The organism is Lacibacter cauensis (assembly GCF_007830055.1).
Lineage (GTDB): Bacteria > Bacteroidota > Bacteroidia > Chitinophagales > Chitinophagaceae > Lacibacter > Lacibacter cauensis.
Genome location: NZ_VLLE01000004.1, coordinates 337,261 through 359,536, shown reverse-complemented (window position 1 = coordinate 359,536; position 22,276 = coordinate 337,261). Strand labels below are relative to the sequence as shown.

Genomic DNA, 22,276 nt, shown 5'->3' with positions numbered 1-22,276 from the left:
TTGTTACAAACGCACTTGGTTGAATTGGTAATTTTTATGCTTGAATGGGGAGTTCACCACCCAGCCATTTCTTAAAGTCGGCCGAACGTTCTGTACTTACAATGGTTTCCTGTTTGGCGGGTGGGTTAAGTTGGATATGTACCCGTCCTTTTGTCCAGGTGGTCATTTGGCTGATGGCATGAATGCCGATGATGAACTGGCGGTTGATGCGGTAGTATTTGGCAGGATCAATCATTTCCTGGATTTGATCGAGATTGAAATCAACCACATAACGTTTGCCATCGGCTGTAACAATAAAGTTGCTTCTTGTTTCGGTGTAGAAATAAGCAATGTCTTTTGTTTCGATGGTTTTAATATGCTCGCCATAGCGGATAATAAAACGCTGGCGGTATTTATCAACCGGTGTTTGTACCGCCTGCAACAGTTGATTGATGTTTAATGAAGAGCTGTTGATCTTCTTGTATTTTTTAAGTGCCTGCTGCAGCTCGTCTTTTTTAATGGGCTTTAACAGGTAATCGATACTGTTTAACTTAAATGCCTGTAATGCATATTCGTCGTACGCTGTTGTAAAAATAACCGGGCAGGTTATTTCAACTTGCTTAAACAGTTCAAAACACATACCATCGGCCAAATGAATATCGGCCAGCAGCAGCTGCGGTTGTTTGTTGTTGGCAAACCATTCCTTTGCAGCTTTTATACTTTCCAGTACAGCCAGCACTTCGGTTTCTTCTGTTGCTTCCAGCAGTAATTTTTTTAAACGTTTTGCTGCTGGTTCTTCATCTTCAAGAATTAATACCTGTATCATGCGTGTTTAATTAAAGGCAGTTTAACAGTAAAAAATAGTTCGGTGCTTTCAATGGTAATGTCTTTATCTGCAATAAGCGAAAAGCGGTTACGGATGTTTTGCAAACCCATGCCTTCGCTTTTTTCTTTCGTCGTTTTTTCTTTACGGTTGTTGCGTACAACCAGCTGCCCGTCTTCAATAAACAGTTCAACCGTAAGCGGATATTCTTTTGATACCACATTGTGCTTGATGGCATTTTCTACCAGCAGCTGTAGTGTAAGTGGTGGTATACTGTAACGGTTTTTTTCTTCGGCTGTTAAGCGGTTGTCTACAATCAATGCACAGCCAAACCGTTTTTGCTGTATAAAAAAGTAATCGTCAATTACAGCAATTTCATCGCCCAGTGAAATCAGGTCTTTCTCCCGCATGTTTACAATGCTGCGGTAAAAATCGCTGAGGTGTTCTACATATTCTGCTGCACGTTTCGGGTTTTCTTCAATAATGCCCAGCAATGTATTAAAGCTGTTAAACAGGAAATGTGGATTTACCTGGTTCTTTAATGTTTCGTATTGCGATTGCAGTTTTTCTGTTTGTAATTGCTGCCAGCGCTTTGCAGATTTTTCACGCTCTTTAATCACATACCATAAAATAGCGGCAGCAAGTAAAATGCTTAGCGTAATAAACCACCATTGCAGCCAGAAGGGTTTGCTGATAACAAAACTGTAACTGGCTTCTGTTGCATGATCGAAATTACCGGTAACAGATGAACGTACACGAAAGCGGTAAGTACCATGCTGCAGTTTCGGGAAATTAATTTCTGTGTTTTTGCTGCGTTGCCATTCGTTGTTATATCCTTCCAGCTTGTATTGGTATTGCACTCGTGCCGGATCGGTATAGTATAAACCGGTAAACGAAAACGACAAGTTATTTTCATCGTATGCAAATTTTCGATCGGTTGTTTCGTTGAGTTTATTTAAGAACAACGATACCGATTGAATACTTGTTTGCGGTTGATTATAGATTTGATAAGAAGGGCGCCTGTATTGAAACACACCGGTAGAAGTAAAGAACAAGGTGCCTTTTGCAGAATGATGGGTACAGTTAAGATCAGTTGAAAATACTCCGGTAAAGCGATCGGTACCTGGCAGTATAACGGTGCGTGTTGCTGCATCAATTAAAAAATAACCGGTACGGCTGATGCAGAATAAATTACCACGGTTGTCAATATCCAGCGAAGAGATATCGGTATCGGGCAATTCTTTTTCTTTACCGAAGCGTGTAAAGTTTTTTCCATTATAACTGAAAAGACCTTTCTGTAAAGTAGAACACCAGATGGTGCCGGTGCGGTCTTCTGCAACAGCATAAATTACTTTAGCAGCCAGTCCCTGCTGTTCGCCAAAATGTGTGAAGCGGTTCTGTTCCATCATCACCAATCCTTTACCGTCGGTCGCAAACCAAACACGGCCTTTACTGTCTTCGTAAATATGATAAATGTAGTTAATGCCGATACCTGAAAGGCTGGTCAGGTTTTCGAAAGTAAATGTGCTGCTGTTTGTTTGGGTACGAAAGATGCCTTGCAAGGAAGAGATCCATACTGTTGCGCCACGGCCACTGATGGAAAGTATACTCATACTTTCATTGCCTGCAAGCTCATTCAAACGCTGCACTTTATTGTTGCTGATATTGATGCGGTAAATGCCTTTCCCCAATGTGCCGATCCATAAATAACCGGCACCATCGTAATACAAGGATGTAATATCTGTTTTGCTGTCAAGACCCGGCAACGGAATCAGTTGTTTGCGGTTTTCTTTCCGGCTATATTTTACAATGATGTTTTTATTGTTGTACCAAACATTGCCAGCTTCATCCTGCCAAACATCATGCGTATTGTTGGCTTCGTCGGCTGAGAAATGAACGAGCTGGTTTAATTTTTCGCCATTGCTTTTAAACACGCCGTTGTAACTCAGTAACCAGCCATTGGCTTCTTCATCAACTGCTAATTGTGTGGGCGAGGTTAATGGTTGTTGATAGATGAATGTGCCGTTTTTGTCTACTTGTAAGAAATTCATGTCGGTGGTAATCCATACTTGCTCGTCCAATACCAGCACATCATTTACCTGTGCTTCGCCAATTTGCGGTACAGGAAATGCACGGGCTTTTTTATTCAACAGCGAAAAGGTACCAATGCCTCCCTGTTGGTAACCCAGCCAGATCGTGTATTTATCAGCAGGGTCTGCAGTAATGGAGCGAATGATATTATCGGTAAGACCATGATTGCTGCTGTTATAATTTTCAATTGTTTTTTTACTGCCGTTAAAACTGCAAATGCTGAGGCCTTTATCTGTTGCAGCAGCAATGGCATTGTTGGGCAACAACTGCAAATCGTAAATATAATTGTCTGCCAGGCCATCATCGGTATTAATGTTGTACAACTTGCCTTTGTGTTGTACGTAAATGCCTTCGCCTTGTGTAGCAAACCAAAGACGGTTCTCTGCATCGAACAAGATTTTACTGATGCTGCTTTTGGGTAGCCCTTCTTCGGGGTTGAATAATGCAGCTGTTTGCTGCGCTGTAGTTACAATTCTTCCGTTTTGAAAGCCCATCCACACTGTATTGTTTTTATCGGCACATACTGCTGTAACGGGCGATGGTTTCATGGCAGGTAATGGTAGAACAGAAGCCGACAGTCCGTTGTAACAATAAACCGAACTGCCTGCACCAATAAACAGCAAGTGTGTTTTTGAAAAAGTAAAGCAACTGGGCTTGGCAGCAAGTACTGTTTCGTTCAGTTGCTGTTGCCAGAATAAATAATTTTGTCCGCCTGCATTTTGTGCAGGAAGTTTACAAATGGCAAATAATAAACTGATAAAGAGGAACAACCTCATGTGTTGCTTTATTTGGGTAACAGTTCTGTTTTTATATCTACTTTAATTTCATTGGCCAGCTTTTCTTTTACCACCCGTGGAATTGGAATCTGGTGATCGGACAATAAAACGGTAAAGCTGCTGCTGATGAGAATGCTTTTGCCCGTTAATTCCATTTCGCTTTTAATAATGCGTTCCTGCTCTACACCATGAATGGTTAGTATGCCTTTTGCACGAATCGTGTATTTTCCTTTCTGCTCGTAATTGATGGTTTCGATGATCTTGCCGCTGAAGGTTGCTTCCGGATATTTTTCACTCTCCATGTAGTTTTCATTGAAATGCTCCCGCTGCAGCGGACTGTTGAAGCCTTCAAACGAACGGATACGGATGCGAAAAGCAAAATTATTTTTTGATATATCTACAGCGCCTTTCATTTCTTTGCTTGTTGCATTAATCAATTCAAACGGCGCTTCCGAACGGAAATTAACGGTACCGTTGTTAGAGGTATAAATGCCGTGCTGTACTACAGCTGCGGATAAACAACAGCTCATAAAGATGAGCAGTAAAACTTTCATGTGCATCGGTTGTGGTAAGTAAAGTAACCGGTTTTTTAGCGCCGGTTATTTTTTCGGTTTCTTTTTTAACGAGAAAACACGGGAAATATTGAAGCCAAAGAAAATATCGCCTTTGCTCCATTTGCCTGTGGTTTCGGTTATAAAGGTACGCTCTGTCATACCTCTTGAGTTGGTAAAATGCAGTTGAAATACGTGGCCGCCGGTTTCTAAGTCTACACCCATCGAAAACGAATTGGTTGTACCAGCAAAACTGTAACCCGGCACCAGGTAATAATATTCTGCGTTCACCGAAACACGGGGCCATATTTTCTGACGGCCGCCGATGCCGATTGCAAGCAGATCGTTCGGGTCGGTTGCCAGCGGAACATAATTGTAATGGATGAGTGTAGGTGTAATTTGTATCGACGTTCCTTCGCTGAATTTGCGTGCAATAAGCAGCTGGTGTGCAAACTGCAATCGGTTCGAAAAATAATAAGGCGATGGGTCAGTTATTTTCAAAGTTGTTACCATAGCGCTGGTAATAAATGCCATACTGATGGGCATTGTTTTATAACCGCTGCTCTGACGCAGGATTTTGTATTTTAAAAAACCATCGAATTGTTTTTGAAATGTACTGCGGCCAACACCCACCATAAAGCGGGGGGTAATACCAAAGTCGAACCCCATGCGCATACTGGCATTATCTAAACCAAACAAATCATACACACCACCGTTAACCGTTCCAAACCTGTGCGATATTTTGAAATCCATGATACCGGGTGCAATGTTCTCAATGGAGTGTCCATTGATGATGCGGGTTGTTTTAAATGTTGCTTCGGTGTAATTGGTTTTTTTCTGATCTTCTTTTTTCTGCTCTTCTTCCAGCATTTTGTTTAAATCAATTTCCTGTGCATGCAACAATGTGGCAGCAAGCATAAGTAAAGCAGTAAAGCAGGTTTTGTGCAGCATGTGGTTGATTTTATGAAATCAGGATTTGGGTTGATAGGGCTCGTAGTTACAGTTCACTGTTATTTCAACACTCTCGGCAATTTTAGAAGATACAATGGCCGGTACCGTTATGTTATAATCGGCCAGCTTAATGGTAAACTTTGATGCAGCACTTATTTTCCCTGCTTTAACCGTAATGGTTCCGGGTACTTTTATTTTATTGCTTACACCATGCAGTGTAAGGTTGCCTTCAACTGTTACCGGATACGTACCATCTTTTTTAAAATTTACTTTCGAAATATCGCTAACTGTTCCTTTAAATTCTGATTTAGGAAATTTATCAGAGTCGAGATATTCTTTCCGGTTGAAGTGATCCTGCATGGCAGCTTTACGAAACTGAAAACCTTTTATAAGCACAACAAACTGCAGCGATCCTGTTTTTGTATTCAGCACACTCGATACTTCGTTGTTGCTGGCTTTAATATCTTCAACCGGAGTAGATGAAAAAAAACTGATCTGGCCGTTACGGGTTAATTGCAGATCCTGCGCATGAAGGCTGTATGCAGTAAGCAAAAGGAGTGCAATAAAAAAAACGGTCTTCTTCATACTGTCTTGTATTTAGGTCAAATTAATTTTCAGGTGCTCCCCGCTTTATCCACGCTTCAATAATGGCTATATCACAATTGCTCAGTTTTGTTGCATTTTTTGGCATCTGTACATAACCTGGCGCATGTTTAAGCACACTCAGCAATGTTCCGCTTAGAGCGTTGCTTTGTACAACTTTAACATCCTGCAGTTTTACACCGGCACCATCTATTGCATTACCACCATGACAACGATAACAGTTTTGCGACAGAATGTTCACCACCTGTACACTGTATCTTACATTGGCAGTATCGCACGGTGCAAGTTGCCCGTATAAGTCTTCGGCATTATCGTAATAACAGGAAGTAAGCAGCAAAACACTCAGCGATATAAGGGAGATAAGCTTCGTCTTCATGGCAGTACTCTTCTGTTAAGTATTTGTATAATGGGCTTCTTTTTTAATAAAATCGTTTATGCCGAACGGTTATAGTTGCACTTTAGCATCGTCTATTTTATAACAACGAATCAGTACTACATCGGTTAAAAAACCGGTACACAATCCTTTCAGTGTAATTGTTTCGCCGTTCTTGATAGGGGCAGCTTCTTCTAATGTACAATTTACGCCGAACATCAAGTCATCACTTTTCAACAGTACCACAGTTTTACCTTCGCTGTTTGTGCCTACATTACTCACTTCTCCGGTTACTGCCACTACTTTATCAATATACGTTTTATTGGCTTCTGCTTCGTTTAAGGAATAGGCATTAAACAAATCGGTGGCGTTAATGCTGATGGCCGAAGCCTGTTTAATATTCTGTTGCGGTTTATTCCATACAAAGAACCACGCATAGGCACCACCAAGAAGCGCAATAAATAACAGTGCAATAAGGATGGCTTTTAGTTGTTTCATATTTCGCCAGTACTACAACAGGTACTACAGGTGTTCAAGGTAAAACGAAGTGCTGTTTCTCAATTGCAGAAACGTACTGAACGAGGAAAAGCGATGTTTGAACCGGTAAGTAAAACGCCGTATTGAAAACCGAAGCGAATGCTTTTAGAGGGAGTACTTTCGTGCTTATTTCATGCTAACATAACTTGCTACCGGTTGCCTGTTTTGCAAACTGCGGGCAAGCGTTAATTCATCAGCATACTCCAGTTCGCCACCAAAAGCAATACCACGGGCAATCGTGGTAATTTTAATGGGTTGATCTTTTAATTTTTTGCTGATGTAGAACAAGGTGGTATCGCCCTGGATATTCGGGTTCAAGGCAAAAATGAGTTCTTCCACTTCGTCTTCTTTAATGCGGTGGAGGAGGGCTTCAATGGTTAACTGGTCGGGACCAATACCATCGAGCGGCGATATAACACCACCCAGCACATGATACAATCCGTTGAACTGCTGCGTACTTTCAATGGCTATTACATCCCGGATATTTTCAACTACGCACACAATTTGTTTTTTGCGGGCAATGTTGCTGCAGATATTGCATACTTCGGTATCGGACACATTGCAGCACTTGGTACAGAACTTAATCTCCTTGCGCATACGTGCAAGTGTATCTGCAAAAAACTGTGTTTCTTCTGCCGGCTGTTTAATGAGATGTAATACCAGGCGCAAAGCAGTTTTTTTACCAATGCCCGGTAATTTGGCAAATTCATTCACGGCCTGTTCCAGTAACGTAGAAGAAAACGACATGCTGCGAAAGTACGAAGGATGCAGAATTAAAATAACAGCAGCACTATTGCTTCTTTGTTGAAGCAGCAGGTGCAGCTGCATCGATTACCAGCTCGTTATCCCAGTTGTCTTTTACCAGTACTTCTTTGCTGATGGGTTGCACCAGTTCGGGCTGGCGTTTAGGTTTGGTAAAATAATCACCTGCATCCCAGATGCCATTCTTGTTGACGTCGTACAGGATGCCGATTTTATAGTTGCCCGGTTTAAAAAGTTTACTGTAAAACTCTTTGCCATTAAAGGGATAACGGCCAACCACTTCTTTGTTACTATAGAATAGCAAAACGGGACTGCTTGCAGTATCAATACCCGTAAAACGTATGCGGAGTGATCCGTATTCTTTTTCATTTTTTACACGAAACGAAACGGTGTCAACTTTCAAAACACTTAAACCACTGCTGTCTGTTGCGTAACCTTTATCGAGGAAGAGTTGGTATTTCGAACCCGGCTTCCAGCTGTTGATGATTTGTAATCTTTTATTGACAGAATCATTTTTAACAGTGAAATCGTTGATGGGTTGTACAGAATCCTGTACCAGTTTTATTTTTGAAACATCCAATGTGCGAACAGGTTTGGGGAAGCTGATGGTAAACGTATCGAGAAAATCGAAAGCGCCTGCTGCAACGTTTGTGGCACCAATCAAACCTTTTGTTTTGTCTACCTGTACCGACTGTGTTTTTGGTTTTTGCTTTTCGGCGGCAAAGGCATACAGCTGCACCGTTGCTGTTGTGGTTCCAATTGTTACTGCTGAATCGAGAAAGGCAAATTGCTCAAGTGGAGAGTTGTAACGTTTGTTGCCATCTTCTTCCTTTAACGCATACACGTAAAACTGTCCGGCAGGTAAGTTGTTGAAACGGAAGTTGCCGTTTGCATCTACTCTTGCCACGTACATGGGCTTTTCTTTTGCTACGGTTGAGTCTTCCTGTTTTTTGTACAGCAAAGCAAACATGGTGCTGTCGGTTTCACCAGTTTCGGCTAAAATAACTTTACCGCTTAACGAATTGGAATCGATGCTGGCCCCTGTAGAAAAGCTGAACTCAAAATTCTTCAGCACATTGCCTTCGTTCAAATCCACAATGGCATCGCCGAAGTTGATGTTGTAAGTGGTATTGGGCAACAGCGAATCTTTTAAACGAACGGTTACCGTACGGAGTTTGTATTCGTACACCGGTTCTTTTACAGGGTAAGGTGAGATGATGATTTTTTCGTTGGCATTCTTCATCTCCACAAATTCATCAAATACGATGGTGATCTTTTGTTCTTTTACAAACGTGCCCGAGTCTTTGGGTGATGAGGCCACCGCAACAGGAGGCAAACTGTCTCTGGGGCCGCCGCTCGGAGGCACAATGTTGGCACAACCTGTCGTCTGAACCATGATTACAGGGATCCAAAAGATTATAATGATGAACGGAAGAAATCTTTTCATGTAGTAACACCGCTTCAATTACAAAATGCAAACATACCTTCTTTCAAATGAATTACTTTCCTACAAATCCTAATAATCAGATAAATCATGGTTCAGACTCTTCCTCCTCTTCAATCTCATGCAAAGCCACTGCCATTTCATTTGTTTTTACAAAGTTGCACCAGTGGCAATCTTCCTTGCCACAGCCGATGTAAAACTCCCTGTTCTGGATTTTCTCCCAAACAGCAACAATCTGTTGTGTAACGGTTTCAATATCAGCCGGCGTAATAACGATCTTTTCTTTGCGGTATTCTTTCTTCTTATCCGGTTCAACAAAATCAAATTCGGTACTCACCACTTTCCAGTCTTTTGCTTCGTAGTTGTCAACTAAAATTTTATAGAACACGGCCTGCCGCCAGTAATCGCCGCCTTCGGGTTGTTTATCATTCGGGCCTTTTAATTTGTCTTTTGCCTTTTCAATATCGCCGGTTTTATAGTCAACCACGTTTACCGATTTGCCATCGAATTCCAGTTTATCGAGCTTTCCTTTTAACGGAACGCCTTTAATGGTTACGTTGCGGATGTTGCGTTCAATGGCCACAATCTTACTAAAGTTGCTGATGTATTTATCGTAGTAATTGCTCAACACTTCCTGCCCGTATTCCATGCGGCGGTTAAACTGTTCTTTGGTAAAACTCTCCCGGTGGCGACGCATGTACCATTCAAAGTCCGCAATAAATTGTTCCTTGCTGTGAAAGGTATTGGACGGGTTGTCCTGCATTTTACGGAACAATTGTTCCAATGCATGATGCACCGATGAGCCAAATTCTGTTGCTTCGTTTTTAGGCGATGGAATGCGGATGAGATTTTTGAAATAAAAATCCAACGGGCACTTAAGGTAATTGTTGAGCGCTGTAACATTCATTACAAACTTTTCCAGTATCGGTGCAATAAACTGTTCTTCAATTTTATCAATCTCCGGTGCTTGTGCTTCGCCCAGCATCAGTGCCGTAAATTCGCTCAAGGCTTCCGGCGTTAATACCACCGGCATATCCTGCAGCGGTTGTTCTTCTTTTATTTCTTCCAGGAACATCGATGGTTCCATTTCTTTTCCATCGTTTTTAAAACGGCTGTACGAAAGTGTGAGATGTGTTTCTGCTCTCGTCATTGCTACATAAAACAAACGGCGCAGTTCTTCTACCGAGCTTTCCTTATCGTCGCTGGTGGAGAAGAAGAGATTATCGGGTAGCTTGTAACCTTTGTTGTTGTTCTTTTTCTTTTCCCAGAAAGCTGAGTTGCAGCCGGCAACAAATACATATTCAAACTCCAAACCTTTGGAGCCATGTGCAGTAAGCAGGTTGATGCCGTTTTCGCTGCCACTAACCTGTACTAATGGCAATTTCAGATCTTCTTTTTCCATCAGTTCAATAATGGAAATGAGTCCTTCGAGGTTCAGCATCGGGTTGCGACGTGTTTCTTCTTTTACAAAATCGAATAAACCGGTCAGCACCCGCAGCAACCAATGTTTATCGGGGCTTTGCATGATGTATTTGAGAATACCTGTTTCCCGGATGCAGTTTTCGAAGAGATGTTGTAAGGTAACATTCGGTACATCGCCAATGAGTTTTTCAAAAATGCGGCTGGCATCTTTTAAGCCATGGTGTATGCCTTGCGAAAACAGATCTTTTGCAGGTGCATGTGCTTTCTCGTACAACAAACGACGCAATGATGTTCTGTTTTCACCAAACTGCAAACCCGCTACTTCTACTGTCAACTTTGCAATTTCAACCGGTGGAATATGGAACCAATTGAAGTGTAACAGCTCGAATAACATTTCATCGCCACCATAAGGTATATCGTGTTCGGCAGCAAGGTATTTCAGTATCAGAATAATTTTTTGCGCTAATGGCAGCTCCAGAATATTCAAGTGCCGCTTGCTGTAAAACGGTACCGCTAAATGGTTGAAGTAATGCGTGAGTTCTTCACCATATTTATTCTCCCTGTAAATAATAGCAATACGACCGGGTTGTATACCTGCAGCAAGTAATTGTTGCACCTGCAGGGTAAGGTCGATCATTTCTTCCCGTTGTGTTTGATATTGTTTGATGGATGGGAGATGTGCAATGTTTGCCAGTTTACTGTTGGAGGATTGCAGCTCTTTACTAAGCCCCGGCAATTGTTTGGTTAAACGTTCGTTGTTGCGGTTAATAATTGCTTTCGAACTGTTGAGAATGCTTTGTGTGCTGCGGTAGTTGCTGGTAAGTACAACCGTTAACAGGTCGTTGCTGTAGTTATTGGCAAAGTCGAGCATATTGCTCACGTTGGCACCCTGGAAACGGAAAATGCTCTGATCATCATCGCCCACCACAAATACATTCGGCTGCTCCCAATAGCTGATGAGTAATTCCACAATACGGTTTTGTGTGCCGCTTGAATCCTGGAACTCATCCACCAAAATATATTGAAACTGTTCCTGGTAATTGGCGAGCATGTTTTTATTTTCTTCAAATGCTTTGATGACCCAGGTGATCATGTCATCAAAATCGTAACGGTTGCGGTTACGCATCAGTTGTTGAAAACGATCAAACTCATTTACAGCAGCACGGAGTTTCTCCATGCGTTCGGTTTCTTCTTCCAGTTTTTCTTTTCTTACATCACCTGCATTGAATTGTTTGTACTTGCGTTTGTATACGTAATCATCTCGTGTAGGTAAATCTTTAATATACTCATCAATTTTACCAGTAATAAACTCCGTTGTCCAGCCTTCTTTTTTCATGGTGCTGAACAGTTTATCGAGATTGGTGATTTCGTAATACACATCGCCACGATAGCGTTTGAGCGGATGATTTTTTGGAAAGGAGTCGATTAACTCTTTGAACAACTCAATCTTTTCTAAATCGGAAAGTGGATCAAGTGCTGTTTTTTCAAACTGCGAAAGATTTTCCTGAATTACATCATTGCAAAAAGCATGATAAGTGTAGATGTTTACTTTGTACGCATCGGTACCAATAAACCGTAACAACCGTTTGCGCATGGCCACCACACCGGCGTCGGTATAGGTAAGGCACAGAATATTCTGCGGCAAGGCGTCGGTTTCGAGCAAAATTTTTCCAATTCGGCTGGCAAGGATCTGTGTTTTACCGGTACCCGGGCCGGCAATTACCATAACAGGCCCTTCAATACGGTCTACAGCCAGCTTTTGCTGTTCGTTTAAACGCTCATATTCTTCCTGGAATTTTTGCCGGAGCTTTTCATTTGCAATAGACATGGAATAAAGTTAGTTTCCCTTTCGGTTTGAGACTGAGTTATTTAGCAGTCTAAATTTACCCGAATATTCGCTTTTGTGGATAATAGTTTGATAATTTATTCAACAACGGGGTAGCTAAAACATACAGTTTGCCTACCTTGAAACAGTTAATATAAGCCCGTTTTTAAAATCCAGACGTTAACGTCAGTAAGCCGTCTTTTTCTCCGGAATGAGGCGGTTTTTTAGTTGGGGGAAGATTTATACCCTAAAAGTGGTATTTTTTGGAACAAGTGGTGGGGCTACTTTTACAGCATCGTAGGTTTTTAAGCCGTTGTTTTTCCTTACCACACCCGCTGATTTGTTCAGCTTACCTGTAAAGAGTTTAAAGAGGCAGGAATTCCAGCTATCTGATTTTATAAATACCTTTCGTTTCTGCCTCTTAACTTTTACGTTTATCCCGGGAGACGGGAAATATATTTTTCCATTTGTTTAATCTGATCAGCAATTTGTTGCGTCGTAGGTTTCAACGCTTTTGCCTTGCGGAAATAATCTTTCGCCGCTCTGAATTCACGCTTATTCATCATGATACTGCACATCTGCAAATTGGCCGCAGCTTGGTTTTCTTTATCAGGCAATCCCTTACGTAAAGCCTGGCGAATATAACTTTCGGCCTGCTTGAAATTGTTTTTCTGCATAGCCAGCATTCCCATTTGCAACAGGCTGGCACCTTCAGTACCCTGCATCAACGAAGAGCCCGAACCGAGATCCATCCCTTTCTTCATCATTTTTTCCGCACCATCAAAGTCCTGCTTCATCATAGCAATATTTCCCTTGAGTGTGTAGAATACAGAACGGATAGGTTTAAAAAGAAGATTGGGGAAAGTAACAGAGTTGAGAATTTTTTCCGCTCCGTCCATATCTCCGGCTTCCATGTATTCCTGGATCAGTCGTAGTGGTCCGAAAAAGAAATGGCCTACAATACTAACAAGTGCCACCAGGTAAATAATAAAAGAAGGCCAGAAACTGGTGTAATAATGTACCACGCCGGCAACAATCAGCAAAACGATTCCGATAATAAGCCTGTAGCGGATATAAACATTTAAAAATTTCATACGTCGACAAATTGGGCAGCAAAGGTAGGGTTCTGTGGCAGATTTACCGTTTCAGAATGTGTAATTCTGTTATTTTTGCCGCCCGAAGCAAGCAGCCCTGCTGTACTACTTCCGGTCCCGTAGTTCAATGGATAGAATAGGAGTTTCCTAAACTTTAGATACAGGTTCGATTCCTGTCGGGACTACCAAAAAAAGGATGCTGGTCAACAGCATCCTTTTTTGTTTTATGCACGAACAAGTGCCGATTCATTTTCCAGCAGTTTTACCCTGATGATTAACAGGATTACAGAGGCCACGCACAAAAAGCTTTCGATGTACAACCACTGTGTGCCAAATGCTCCGAGTGGTCCTTCCATAGAAATGGTCATTAACCGGGATAAAGCATACGAACCCCAAAGAATAGAAGCAAAGACAAGCCCTTTGGTGTGATCTTTAAAAGCAAGGTAAACGAGGCTGATAGCAATGGTTAAACCAACACCGCCGTATACACCCCGTATAGAGCTGAAGGCATCATTATTCGGTAATGTAACCTGTACTAGGTCCATTACCTTTTGAGGATTCTGAAAAGCCATTACACTTACCATAAGGATAGCAAAGGCAGAAAAGCCGATTAATCCGGCCGATGTGAAACGAAGTAATTTGTACTTTTTCATATTGTGTGTTTTTGTAACACAAAAGTGAAACCTAAAGGGCAGGCGGTTCTTGGTGTTTACCAAGATTTATTCGTTTCTGTAATTGGTGTGTGCACTTGTTTGCGCATACGTTTGTGCAACAGAACCGGTTCGTGCAGGGCGAAATCCGCTTAACTTGCTCGATCTATTTCACCAGCATGAAGGAGCTTCTTATACCATATTGCGCTGTTGCCGGAGAACTTGCTGCAGCTAAACAGCAAATGCTTGCGGCCAATGATTTCGCTTTGGAAGAGCAGCCATGGCCGCAATACAAAACCGATGCAGAAGTACGCTTTTCAATTGTACATAATAATGAGTCGATTTTTATTCTTTACCGTGTAAAAGAAAAGCATGTGCGGCATGTAACTACAGCAATCAATGGTGCTGTTTGGGAAGACAGTTGCGTGGAGTTTTTTATAGCCTTTGATGGCGAAGGCTATTATAATTGTGAGTTCAACTGTATTGGTACAGCTTTAATAGGTTATGGTACAGGTCGCAATAACAGGGAATTATTACCTGCAGATGTGGTGCGTATGGTTCATGTCGATACGACGATGCGTAAAGAGAACGATGCTTATGTTTGGGAGTTATTGTTGCAGATACCGGTACAGGTTTTTGTAAAACATACTGTAACTTCATTGAGCAACGTAACGGCGAAAGTAAATTTTTACAAGTGTGGCGATCTGTTGCCGGAGCCGCATTTTATGTGCTGGAATAAAATCAACTCGGCTACACCTGATTTCCATCGGCCCGATTTTTTTGCAGCGGCAGTATTTGAAGAAGTAACATCAATGGCTTCTATTTAACAGAACAAGCATGGAGAAATTACCTACCATAAAAGAAATTGCGAGAAGACTGAATGTATCTGTATCAACCGTATCAAGAGCGTTGAGCGATCATCCACGTATTGGCTTGGGAACAAAGCTGAAGATTAAACAGCTTGCCGAAGAGTTGGGCTACGAGCCCAATGCGCAAGCCATCTTCTTCAAACAAAAGAAAACATTTGTAATTGGTGTGGTTATACCGTTTATACGGGAAGAATTTTTCTCACAAGCCATCAGTGGTATTGAGTCTGCTGCCATGGAACATCAATACACCATCCTGTTTGGGCAGAGTTATGATGATCCGGAAAGAGAGAAGCAGGTAGTAGAAGCAATGAAAAAACAAAGGGTTGATGGATTGATCATTTCGCTTTCAAAAGGAACCAACCGCTACGATCATTTGGAAGCATTGCGTAAATATGATATCCCTGTTGTGTATTTCGATCGTATACCCAACATGGCCGATGCACACAAAGTGTATTGCAATTTGTACAAAGGCACCATGGAAATGATCGGCTGGTTATTTCATAAAGGATATCGTCGTATTGCATTCATCAATGGTCCGGATAAACTGCAGGCAAGTAAAGAACGCATGAACGGTTATATGGATGGTATTGCCAAACAGAAACTGAAAGTGGATATGCAGCTGGTGGAAAAAACCGATCTGAGTAAAGAAAGTACACAGGCTGCAATGAAAAAGCTGTTGAGCTTAAAGAATAAACCGCATGCAGTTATCAGCTTTAACGATTATGTACACATGGATGCTGTGCAGTATGCGCAACACCACAATATCGCCGTAAACAAAAGTATGATGTTTGTCAGTTATGCCAATCTGCCTATTACCAGCTACACGGCATTTCCTCCGCTTGCTTCCATTGAACAGTATCCTTACGGCCAGGGCGAAAAAGCAATGGAACTGATGATGAAAATTTTAGCAGAAAAACAAACTGAAAAAAAGGGCGAAGAAGAATTTTATACCGAAGAACTTTCTCCAACACTTGTGGTTTACCAGCAGGCCATTTCCTGATTGGTAAATGAAGCCTGTTGCAGCATAGTTAACTTTACGAAAGTTGTATAGTTAAACATCATCGCATGCGCATTTCTGCTCAACCGATTGCGCAAGCTGTAATGCTTTACTGCAAAGGCTTTCAGCTAATTTCAAAGCTTTTGTGCATGCAATTTTGCGCCACCGATTGCACATAAAAAACCGTTTTTACATGCTTAATATTGATTACGATTAGCATTGTACTGTAAATACGTTAATAAATGCATAATGAAGCAACTATTCAAATGCTCATTTCAAACAGGTAGATGGTTAGGGTTAATAAGCATGCTCATGTTGCCGGTTGCCGTTCTTGCGCAACAGGAAATAACCGTGCCGTTGGGCGGTAATTCCTGGGTTACTGCAAAAGCCGGAAGCGAAAAGGTAACCAATAACGGATGGATGAACTGGCAGCATGCAGATGCTGTTTACAGCACGTATGTGTATGTGCGCAAAAAAGGAACCATGGAAGTGGCGGCAGCTATTGCTGTACCGGAAGGCCGGTCGGTAATTCAATGTACGGTAAATGGCAAAGCTGTTACAACTTCACTTGAAGGAACTTCAAAGCGTTACAGCTTGGGACAGTTTGCAATTGCAGATAGCGGGTATGTGAAAATAGAAATAAAAGGCATCAGCAAAACAGGAACTGTATTTGCAACAATGGATGCACTGCAACTTTCGGGTACTGCTGTTGATGCACAAACATTGTTTGTAAAGAACAACGAAGGCAATTATTTCTACTGGGGACGAAGAGGGCCATCGGTACATCTTGGTTACGATGTAAGCGAAGTAAAAGGCGATGTTGAATGGTTCTACAACGAAATAACCGTGCCTGCAGGCAATGATGTTATTGGATCGTACTATATGGCTAATGGTTTTGCCGAAGGTTATTTTGGTATGCAGGTTAACTCGGCAACCGAACGCCGGATTTTGTTTTCGGTCTGGAGTCCGTTTGCAACCGATGATCCCAAACAAATACCGGCCGATAAAAAAATACTGTTGGTAAAGAAAGGCAACAATGTGTACACCGGCGAATTTGGCAACGAAGGTTCGGGCGGACAGAGTTATCTGAAATATAATTGGAAGGCAGGCGAAACCTGTAAGTTTTTGTTGCGTGCTAAACCGGTGGCTGATAATTATACAAACTATACCGCTTATTTTTATGCAGCTGATGCAAAAAAATGGTTGCTGATTGCCAGCTTCAACAGGCCAGCAACTTCAACCTATCTTAAACGCTTACATTCTTTCCTTGAAAACTTCGAGCCCAACACAGGTTATCTTACCCGCAAAGCATGGTATCACAACCAGTGGGTTTGTACCAGTACCGGCGAGTGGAAACAATTAACAAAGGCAAGGTTTACCGGCGATGCCACTGCACAAAAAGAATACAGAGTTGATTATGCAGGCGGACAGGAAAACGGAAAATTTTTCTTGCAGAACTGCGGGTTCTTCAACAACCGCACAACACTCCGTTCGGAGTTTGTAACACGGGCAACTGCACAACAACCTGTGATTGATTTTACCAAACTGGATTAACCCTATACCTTATCAGCGATAGTTAAAAATTGAAATAACAAGCACATGCATAGAAAAGACTTTATAAAAACCACCGGACTTACTGCAGCATCACTCTCGGTGCTGCCTACATCGGGATTGTTTGCCGGTACAGCCGATGAAAAGATGAAGATGGTGATGATTGGAGTGGGGCTGCGTGGACAGAACCATCTCGATCTCTTGCTGCGTCGGAAAGATGTTGAGCTGCTGGCCATCTGCGATATTGATGACCGCATGCTTACGCTTTCAAAAGAAATGATTACGAAGAGCGGAAAGAAAATGCCGCAGATCTTTACAGGCGATCCTTATGCATGGAAAAAAATGCTGGAATTAAAAGGCATTGATGGTATTGTCATTGCCACACCATGGGAGTGGCACAAAGAAATGATTATTGGTTCGTTGCAGGCAGGTATAAAATATGTGGGTACCGAGGTAATGCTGGGTATTACATTAGAAGATCATTGGGATGTGGTTAAAGCAGCCGAGCAATACAATGCGCATGTAATGATGCTGGAAAATGTTTGTTACCGCAGAGATGTAATGGCCGCTTTGAACATGGTTCGCCAGGGCGTGTTTGGTGAACTGGTGCATTTACAGGGCGGCTACCAGCACGATCTGCGTGAAGTAAAATTCAACAACGGCATCGACGCTTATGGCAAAGGTTGTGAGTTTGGCGATAAAGGCTGGAGCGAAGCAAGATGGCGCACACATCATTCGGTGTATCGTAACGGCGATCTGTATCCCACACACGGCATCGGGCCCATTGCGCATTACATCAACATCAACCGTGGTAACCGCTTTATCAACATTTCTTCTTTCTCATCAAAAGCAAGAGGTTTGCACGAGCATATTGTAAAGAAGTGCGGACCCGAACATCCGAATGCAAAAGTTAACTTCAAGCTGGGCGATGTGGTAACAACATCGATTGGTTGTGCTAACGGTGAGACAATTTTATTACAACACGATACGAACCTTCCACGTCCTTATTCGTTAGGCTTTCGTGTGCAGGGCACAAATGGTTTGTGGATGGATGTGGCGAAAAGCGTGCATGTTGAAGGCGTTTCGAAACCACACCAGTGGGATGCTGCGAAAGATTGGTTCGATAAATACGATCATCCGTTGTGGACACGCTGGAGTAAAGAAACGGAAGGCGCAGGGCATGGTGGTATGGACTTTTTCGTTATTCATTCATTTGTTGAAAGTATGAAACGCAAAAAGCCAACACCGATGGATGTATATGATGCAGCTGCATGGAGTGCCATTACTCCGTTGAGCGAAATATCAATTGAAAAAGGAAATGAAACCATTGAGTTCCCCGATTTTACCGGTGGAAAATGGATGTACCGCAAACCTGTTTTTGCATTAAACGACGATTATTAACAGACGAAGCACCCGGTAGTACAATCAGATATATTTCAGCTGTACTACCTGACTAATAAATCACATGACGAATAGTATTTACACAGCCCCACCGTCTGTTGCAGAAACAGTCTTGCCGCTTTTCGGTTGGCAACAGCCGGCACTATCCATCGAACAATTTGGCAGTGGGTTAATCAACAGTACCTGGAAGATTACAGCAGTAACCGGCGAGGAATTTATTTTGCAAAAGCTCAATATGCAGGTGTTTACAGACCCCGGTTCTATTGCAGCCAATATACAGCAGATAGCAGCGTATCTGCAACAACATGCACCGGGCTATTTATTTGCCGCACCTGTAGAGGCTTTAAACGGTACAACGTTGGTTAATATTGAAGAAACAGGTTGTTTCCGTATGTTTCCCTTTATAAAAGGTTCGGTTACCAAGGATGTTGTGGCAACTGCAGCAGAAGCATACGAAGCAGCATTGCAATTTGGAAAGTTTACCCATTTACTCAGCGGCTTCGATGCAGCACAGTTGTACATCACCATTCCTTCGTTTCACGATCTGTCGTTGCGGTACAGGCAGTTTCTGCAGGCATTGCAAAACGGTAATACAGCAAGAATTGCTGAAGTGAAAGAGCAGATTGAGCAGGTTGAACAAAGGGTATCTATTGTACAGCAGTTCGAAGCCATCCGCTCCAACCCCGGTTGTAAACTCCGTGTTACACACCACGATACCAAAATCAGCAATGTGTTATTTGATGAACAGGGAAAAGGCTTGTGTGTGATTGATTTAGATACGGTGATGCCCGGTTATTTCATCAGCGATGTGGGCGATATGATGCGGACTTATCTTTCGCCGGTTAGTGAAGAAGAAAGTGATTACAGTAAGATTGTTATACGTACCGATATTTTTGAAGCCATTGTACATGGCTATTTTGAACAGATGAAAACCGATCTTTCTGCAGAAGAGATCAAATTGTTTGTATACGCCGGTAAGTTTATGATCTATATGCAGGCTATTCGGTTCCTCACCGATTACATTAACGATGATGTGTATTATGGTGCCCGTTATCCCAAGCACAACCTGGTGCGTGCAGGCAATCAGCTTGTTTTATTACAACAACTGTTGCAGCACGAAAAGGCATTGCACCATATCGTCGAAAAAGTCTGCTCATAAAGCAATCATTAAAACAAATGAAAAAGCCCGAAGTACTGCTTCGGGCTTTTGGTTTATACTTCCACCAGTTTCCACTTGCCCCGCTTAAAATAATACCAGGCAACTAAGGCAATCAGTGTTTCCGCAATTGGTATTGCCAGGAACGCACCCAATGGTCCGAGGTGAAATGTTTTCGCCAGTAAATAACCCAATGGTATCTGGAACAGCCAGAAACAAATAAAATTGATCCACGTGGGTGTTTTGGTATCGCCTGCGCCATTCAACGCCTGTATCATAATCATACCAATACCATAAAAAACATAACCGCTGCCGATGATTTGTAACGACAGTGCACCAAAGCGGTGCACTTCCGGTTCTTTGGTAAAAATGCTGATGATGGGTGAGGCAAAGAATATAAACAACAGCATTACAAACGCCATAAATACTGCATTGTATTTGGTTGTAAGCAATACGCTTTGCTCGGCACGTAAAGGTTGTTTAGCGCCCAGGTTTTGTCCTACCAATGTTGCTGCCGCATTACTCAATCCCCATGCTGGAAGTATAAAGAAAACAACATTGCGGATGGCGATTTGGTAACCTGCACTTGCTTCGGTACCACCGGTTACCGATACCAGCCATGCCAGTACAATCCAGCTTCCGCTTTGAATAAAGAATTGCATTGTTGCAGGCCATGCTACTTCAACCAAGGTTTTAACCACCGGTGTATCCCACTTAAAATGGGGCAGACTCATTTTGATCGATCGTTTACCTCCAAACAGGTAATAACATTGGTAAAGTACACCTGCACCTCGGCCGATGGTTGTGGCAATCGCTGCACCTTTTAAACCCAGTTCGGGAAATGGTCCGTAGCCATAAATCAACAATGGACAAAGAACAATATTGAAGATGCTGGCTATCCATAAGCTGCGCATGGCCATAGCTGCATCGCCTGCACCACGGAAAATACCGTTGATGAGGAATAACAGGATGATGACAGTAGAGCCACCCATCATGATCTGTGTAAACGAAGTGCCTTCTGCAATTACAGCGGGTGCAGCGCCCATCAGCCGCAGAATATCGGCGGCAAAAACAACGCCTGTTATACTTAACACCACCGCAACAAGCAGTGAGATAAGCATGGCCTGTGCGCCCGCATGCGTTGCTGCCTCTGCATTTTTTTCGCCGATGCGTCGTGCAACAACTGCCGTGGCAGCTGTGCTAAGGCCAATGGCAATAGTGTACACGAGCGAAATAACCGACTCGGTAAGTCCAACAGTGGCAATGGCGTTTTTGCTGTTGGGCAAATGACTTACGAAATACATGTCTACAACGGCAAATACCGATTCAAAGCCCAATTCAAGAATCATCGGTATCGCCAGCAATACCACTGCTTTGCGGATGCTGCCTTGCGTATAATCCTGCTCTTCTCCGCTGAGCGATTGTTTGATAATCTGATAGATATAGGATAGCCCTTTTGGCTGTTGATGATTGGTTGTCATTGAAACAAATAGGTTAAATGATGAAATAGGAATAGTGGCTGAAAATTTCAGCTGCAAAACTTGTCGGGAGAGTTGTCTTCGTAAGCGAAGACGAATTAGAACTTCATATGCTAATCTGTAAGGAGAACAAACTTACAATTTTTATTCTTGAATGAGAAAGTGGCTTTGGGATAAAAGGGCTGCATCCGTGTGAGACGGTATTTTTGAATGGGCTTACCCGTTTTTTTATGAGAAAGCAAAACAAGTTTGTACTTTTAGCTCCATAACTCTGCGCAATGAAAAAAATAGTCGTAGCCCTTTCTTTCCTGTTAACCGGTTTGGCTGCCTGGGCACAGCCCGCCCGTATACCTGTTAATGACTTAAATACCAATTCAAATACAAAACCCAATAACACAACACCCAAAACCGAAAACAACAATACAACAACTACCAGCAGTGGTGAGCTGAAAAAATACAGTGATCCCAACGGCCGCTTTTCCATTGGCTATCCTTCTGATTGGACATTTGACAATTCCTCAGAAGGAGCTGTTGTAAAAATCACTTCACCATCCGAAGGCAGCAACGACCAGTTTAAACAAAATCTCAACCTGCAAATTGAAGAGTTGAAGAGCACTATGACGATTGAGGAATATGTAAAGATCAATGTGGATGGAGTGAAGGAGATGATGAAAGGATACAAAGAAGTATCATCCATGTTCTTTAACCGTAACGGATCACGTGCCTACCAGATTGTTTACAAAGGCAAGTATGGTGATATTACGTACGATATTCAGATCAAGCAATTGTTTATAGTTGCCAACAGCAAAGGCTATGTGCTTACCTACATCAGCAAAGAGGGCGAGCGGGATGCATTTGAAACAACAGCGAATAAAATTTTCAACTCCTTTAAACTGTAACCGGCTTTAGGTATAAAAGAAGAGGGCGGTCGCTTATGCGACCG

19 protein-coding genes and 1 tRNA gene are annotated in these 22,276 nt (G+C 42.3%); 7 read left to right on the top strand and 13 right to left on the bottom strand.

Going from position 1 to position 22,276, the window contains the following annotated elements:
* Positions 1-34: 34 nt before the first annotated feature.
* The 11 genes from IQ13_RS11655 to IQ13_RS11605 all read right to left on the bottom strand — a co-directional run bounded on the left by IQ13_RS11655 (position 35) and on the right by IQ13_RS11605 (position 13,231).
* A complete protein-coding gene (locus IQ13_RS11655; RefSeq protein ID WP_144886552.1) occupies positions 35-805 on the bottom strand; it encodes a LytR/AlgR family response regulator transcription factor in 771 nt (256 codons plus the stop codon).
* A complete protein-coding gene (locus IQ13_RS11650) occupies positions 802-3,669 on the bottom strand; it encodes a sensor histidine kinase (RefSeq protein ID WP_144886551.1) in 2,868 nt (955 codons plus the stop codon). Before IQ13_RS11650 ends, IQ13_RS11655 begins: the two co-directional genes overlap by 4 nt.
* A gap of 8 nt (positions 3,670-3,677) precedes the next feature.
* Positions 3,678-4,223, bottom strand: a complete 546-nt coding sequence (locus tag IQ13_RS11645) for a YceI family protein (RefSeq protein ID WP_158637379.1) — start codon at positions 4,221-4,223, stop codon at positions 3,678-3,680.
* A 45-nt stretch (positions 4,224-4,268) separates the two neighbouring features.
* Positions 4,269-5,171, bottom strand: a complete 903-nt coding sequence (locus IQ13_RS11640; RefSeq protein ID WP_144886549.1) for a DUF5777 family beta-barrel protein — start codon at positions 5,169-5,171, stop codon at positions 4,269-4,271.
* Between the two features lie 18 nt (positions 5,172-5,189).
* Complete coding sequence (locus IQ13_RS11635; RefSeq protein ID WP_144886548.1) at positions 5,190-5,756, bottom strand: YceI family protein; 567 nt, start codon at positions 5,754-5,756, stop codon at positions 5,190-5,192.
* Positions 5,757-5,778: 22 nt separating this feature from the next.
* A complete protein-coding gene (locus IQ13_RS11630; protein WP_144886547.1) occupies positions 5,779-6,150 on the bottom strand; it encodes a hypothetical protein in 372 nt (123 codons plus the stop codon).
* Positions 6,151-6,219: 69 nt separating this feature from the next.
* Positions 6,220-6,645, bottom strand: a complete 426-nt coding sequence (locus IQ13_RS11625; protein WP_144886546.1) for an OB-fold protein — start codon at positions 6,643-6,645, stop codon at positions 6,220-6,222.
* Between the two features lie 165 nt (positions 6,646-6,810).
* Positions 6,811-7,431 carry a recombination mediator RecR gene (gene recR, locus IQ13_RS11620; RefSeq protein ID WP_144886545.1) on the bottom strand — a complete coding sequence of 207 codons (621 nt, stop codon included), beginning with the start codon at positions 7,429-7,431 and terminating at the stop codon, positions 6,811-6,813.
* A gap of 43 nt (positions 7,432-7,474) precedes the next feature.
* Entirely contained in the window at positions 7,475-8,842 is a 1,368-nt protein-coding gene (locus IQ13_RS11615; protein ID WP_158637378.1) for an Ig-like domain-containing domain, read from the bottom strand.
* Between the two features lie 136 nt (positions 8,843-8,978).
* Positions 8,979-12,140, bottom strand: a complete 3,162-nt coding sequence (locus tag IQ13_RS11610; protein ID WP_144886543.1) for an ATP-dependent helicase — start codon at positions 12,138-12,140, stop codon at positions 8,979-8,981.
* Between the two features lie 431 nt (positions 12,141-12,571).
* Positions 12,572-13,231 carry a tetratricopeptide repeat protein gene (locus tag IQ13_RS11605; protein WP_144886542.1) on the bottom strand — a complete coding sequence of 220 codons (660 nt, stop codon included), beginning with the start codon at positions 13,229-13,231 and terminating at the stop codon, positions 12,572-12,574.
* A gap of 113 nt (positions 13,232-13,344) precedes the next feature.
* Between IQ13_RS11605 and IQ13_RS11600 the strand changes: the two genes are divergently transcribed.
* Positions 13,345-13,419: transfer RNA gene (locus IQ13_RS11600), tRNA-Arg, on the top strand.
* A gap of 36 nt (positions 13,420-13,455) precedes the next feature.
* Here IQ13_RS11600 and IQ13_RS11595 read toward each other — a convergent pair.
* A complete protein-coding gene (locus tag IQ13_RS11595; protein ID WP_144886541.1) occupies positions 13,456-13,884 on the bottom strand; it encodes a DUF4345 domain-containing protein in 429 nt (142 codons plus the stop codon).
* A gap of 176 nt (positions 13,885-14,060) precedes the next feature.
* Between IQ13_RS11595 and IQ13_RS11590 the strand changes: the two genes are divergently transcribed.
* The 5 genes from IQ13_RS11590 to IQ13_RS11570 all read left to right on the top strand — a co-directional run bounded on the left by IQ13_RS11590 (position 14,061) and on the right by IQ13_RS11570 (position 19,858).
* Positions 14,061-14,708: a carbohydrate-binding family 9-like protein gene (locus tag IQ13_RS11590; RefSeq protein ID WP_144886540.1), complete on the top strand. Its 648-nt coding sequence runs from the start codon at positions 14,061-14,063 to the stop codon at positions 14,706-14,708.
* A gap of 10 nt (positions 14,709-14,718) precedes the next feature.
* Positions 14,719-15,750, top strand: a complete 1,032-nt coding sequence (locus tag IQ13_RS11585; protein ID WP_144886539.1) for a LacI family DNA-binding transcriptional regulator — start codon at positions 14,719-14,721, stop codon at positions 15,748-15,750.
* A 246-nt stretch (positions 15,751-15,996) separates the two neighbouring features.
* On the top strand, positions 15,997-17,301 hold the full coding sequence (locus tag IQ13_RS11580; RefSeq protein WP_144886538.1) for a DUF3472 domain-containing protein: 1,305 nt from the start codon (positions 15,997-15,999) through the stop codon (positions 17,299-17,301).
* 45 nt (positions 17,302-17,346) lie between these two features.
* Positions 17,347-18,699: a Gfo/Idh/MocA family protein gene (locus IQ13_RS11575; RefSeq protein ID WP_144886537.1), complete on the top strand. Its 1,353-nt coding sequence runs from the start codon at positions 17,347-17,349 to the stop codon at positions 18,697-18,699.
* A 64-nt stretch (positions 18,700-18,763) separates the two neighbouring features.
* Entirely contained in the window at positions 18,764-19,858 is a 1,095-nt protein-coding gene (locus IQ13_RS11570) for a phosphotransferase enzyme family protein (protein WP_144886536.1), read from the top strand.
* Positions 19,859-19,911: 53 nt separating this feature from the next.
* Here IQ13_RS11570 and IQ13_RS11565 read toward each other — a convergent pair whose 3' ends face one another.
* Positions 19,912-21,336, bottom strand: coding sequence for an MATE family efflux transporter (locus IQ13_RS11565; RefSeq protein WP_144886535.1), 1,425 nt, complete (start codon positions 21,334-21,336; stop codon positions 19,912-19,914).
* A 275-nt stretch (positions 21,337-21,611) separates the two neighbouring features.
* On the opposite strand from IQ13_RS11565, the gene IQ13_RS11560 reads away from it, so the two are divergent.
* Positions 21,612-22,232, top strand: coding sequence for a PsbP-related protein (locus IQ13_RS11560; protein ID WP_144886534.1), 621 nt, complete (start codon positions 21,612-21,614; stop codon positions 22,230-22,232).
* Positions 22,233-22,276 lie beyond the last annotated feature (44 nt).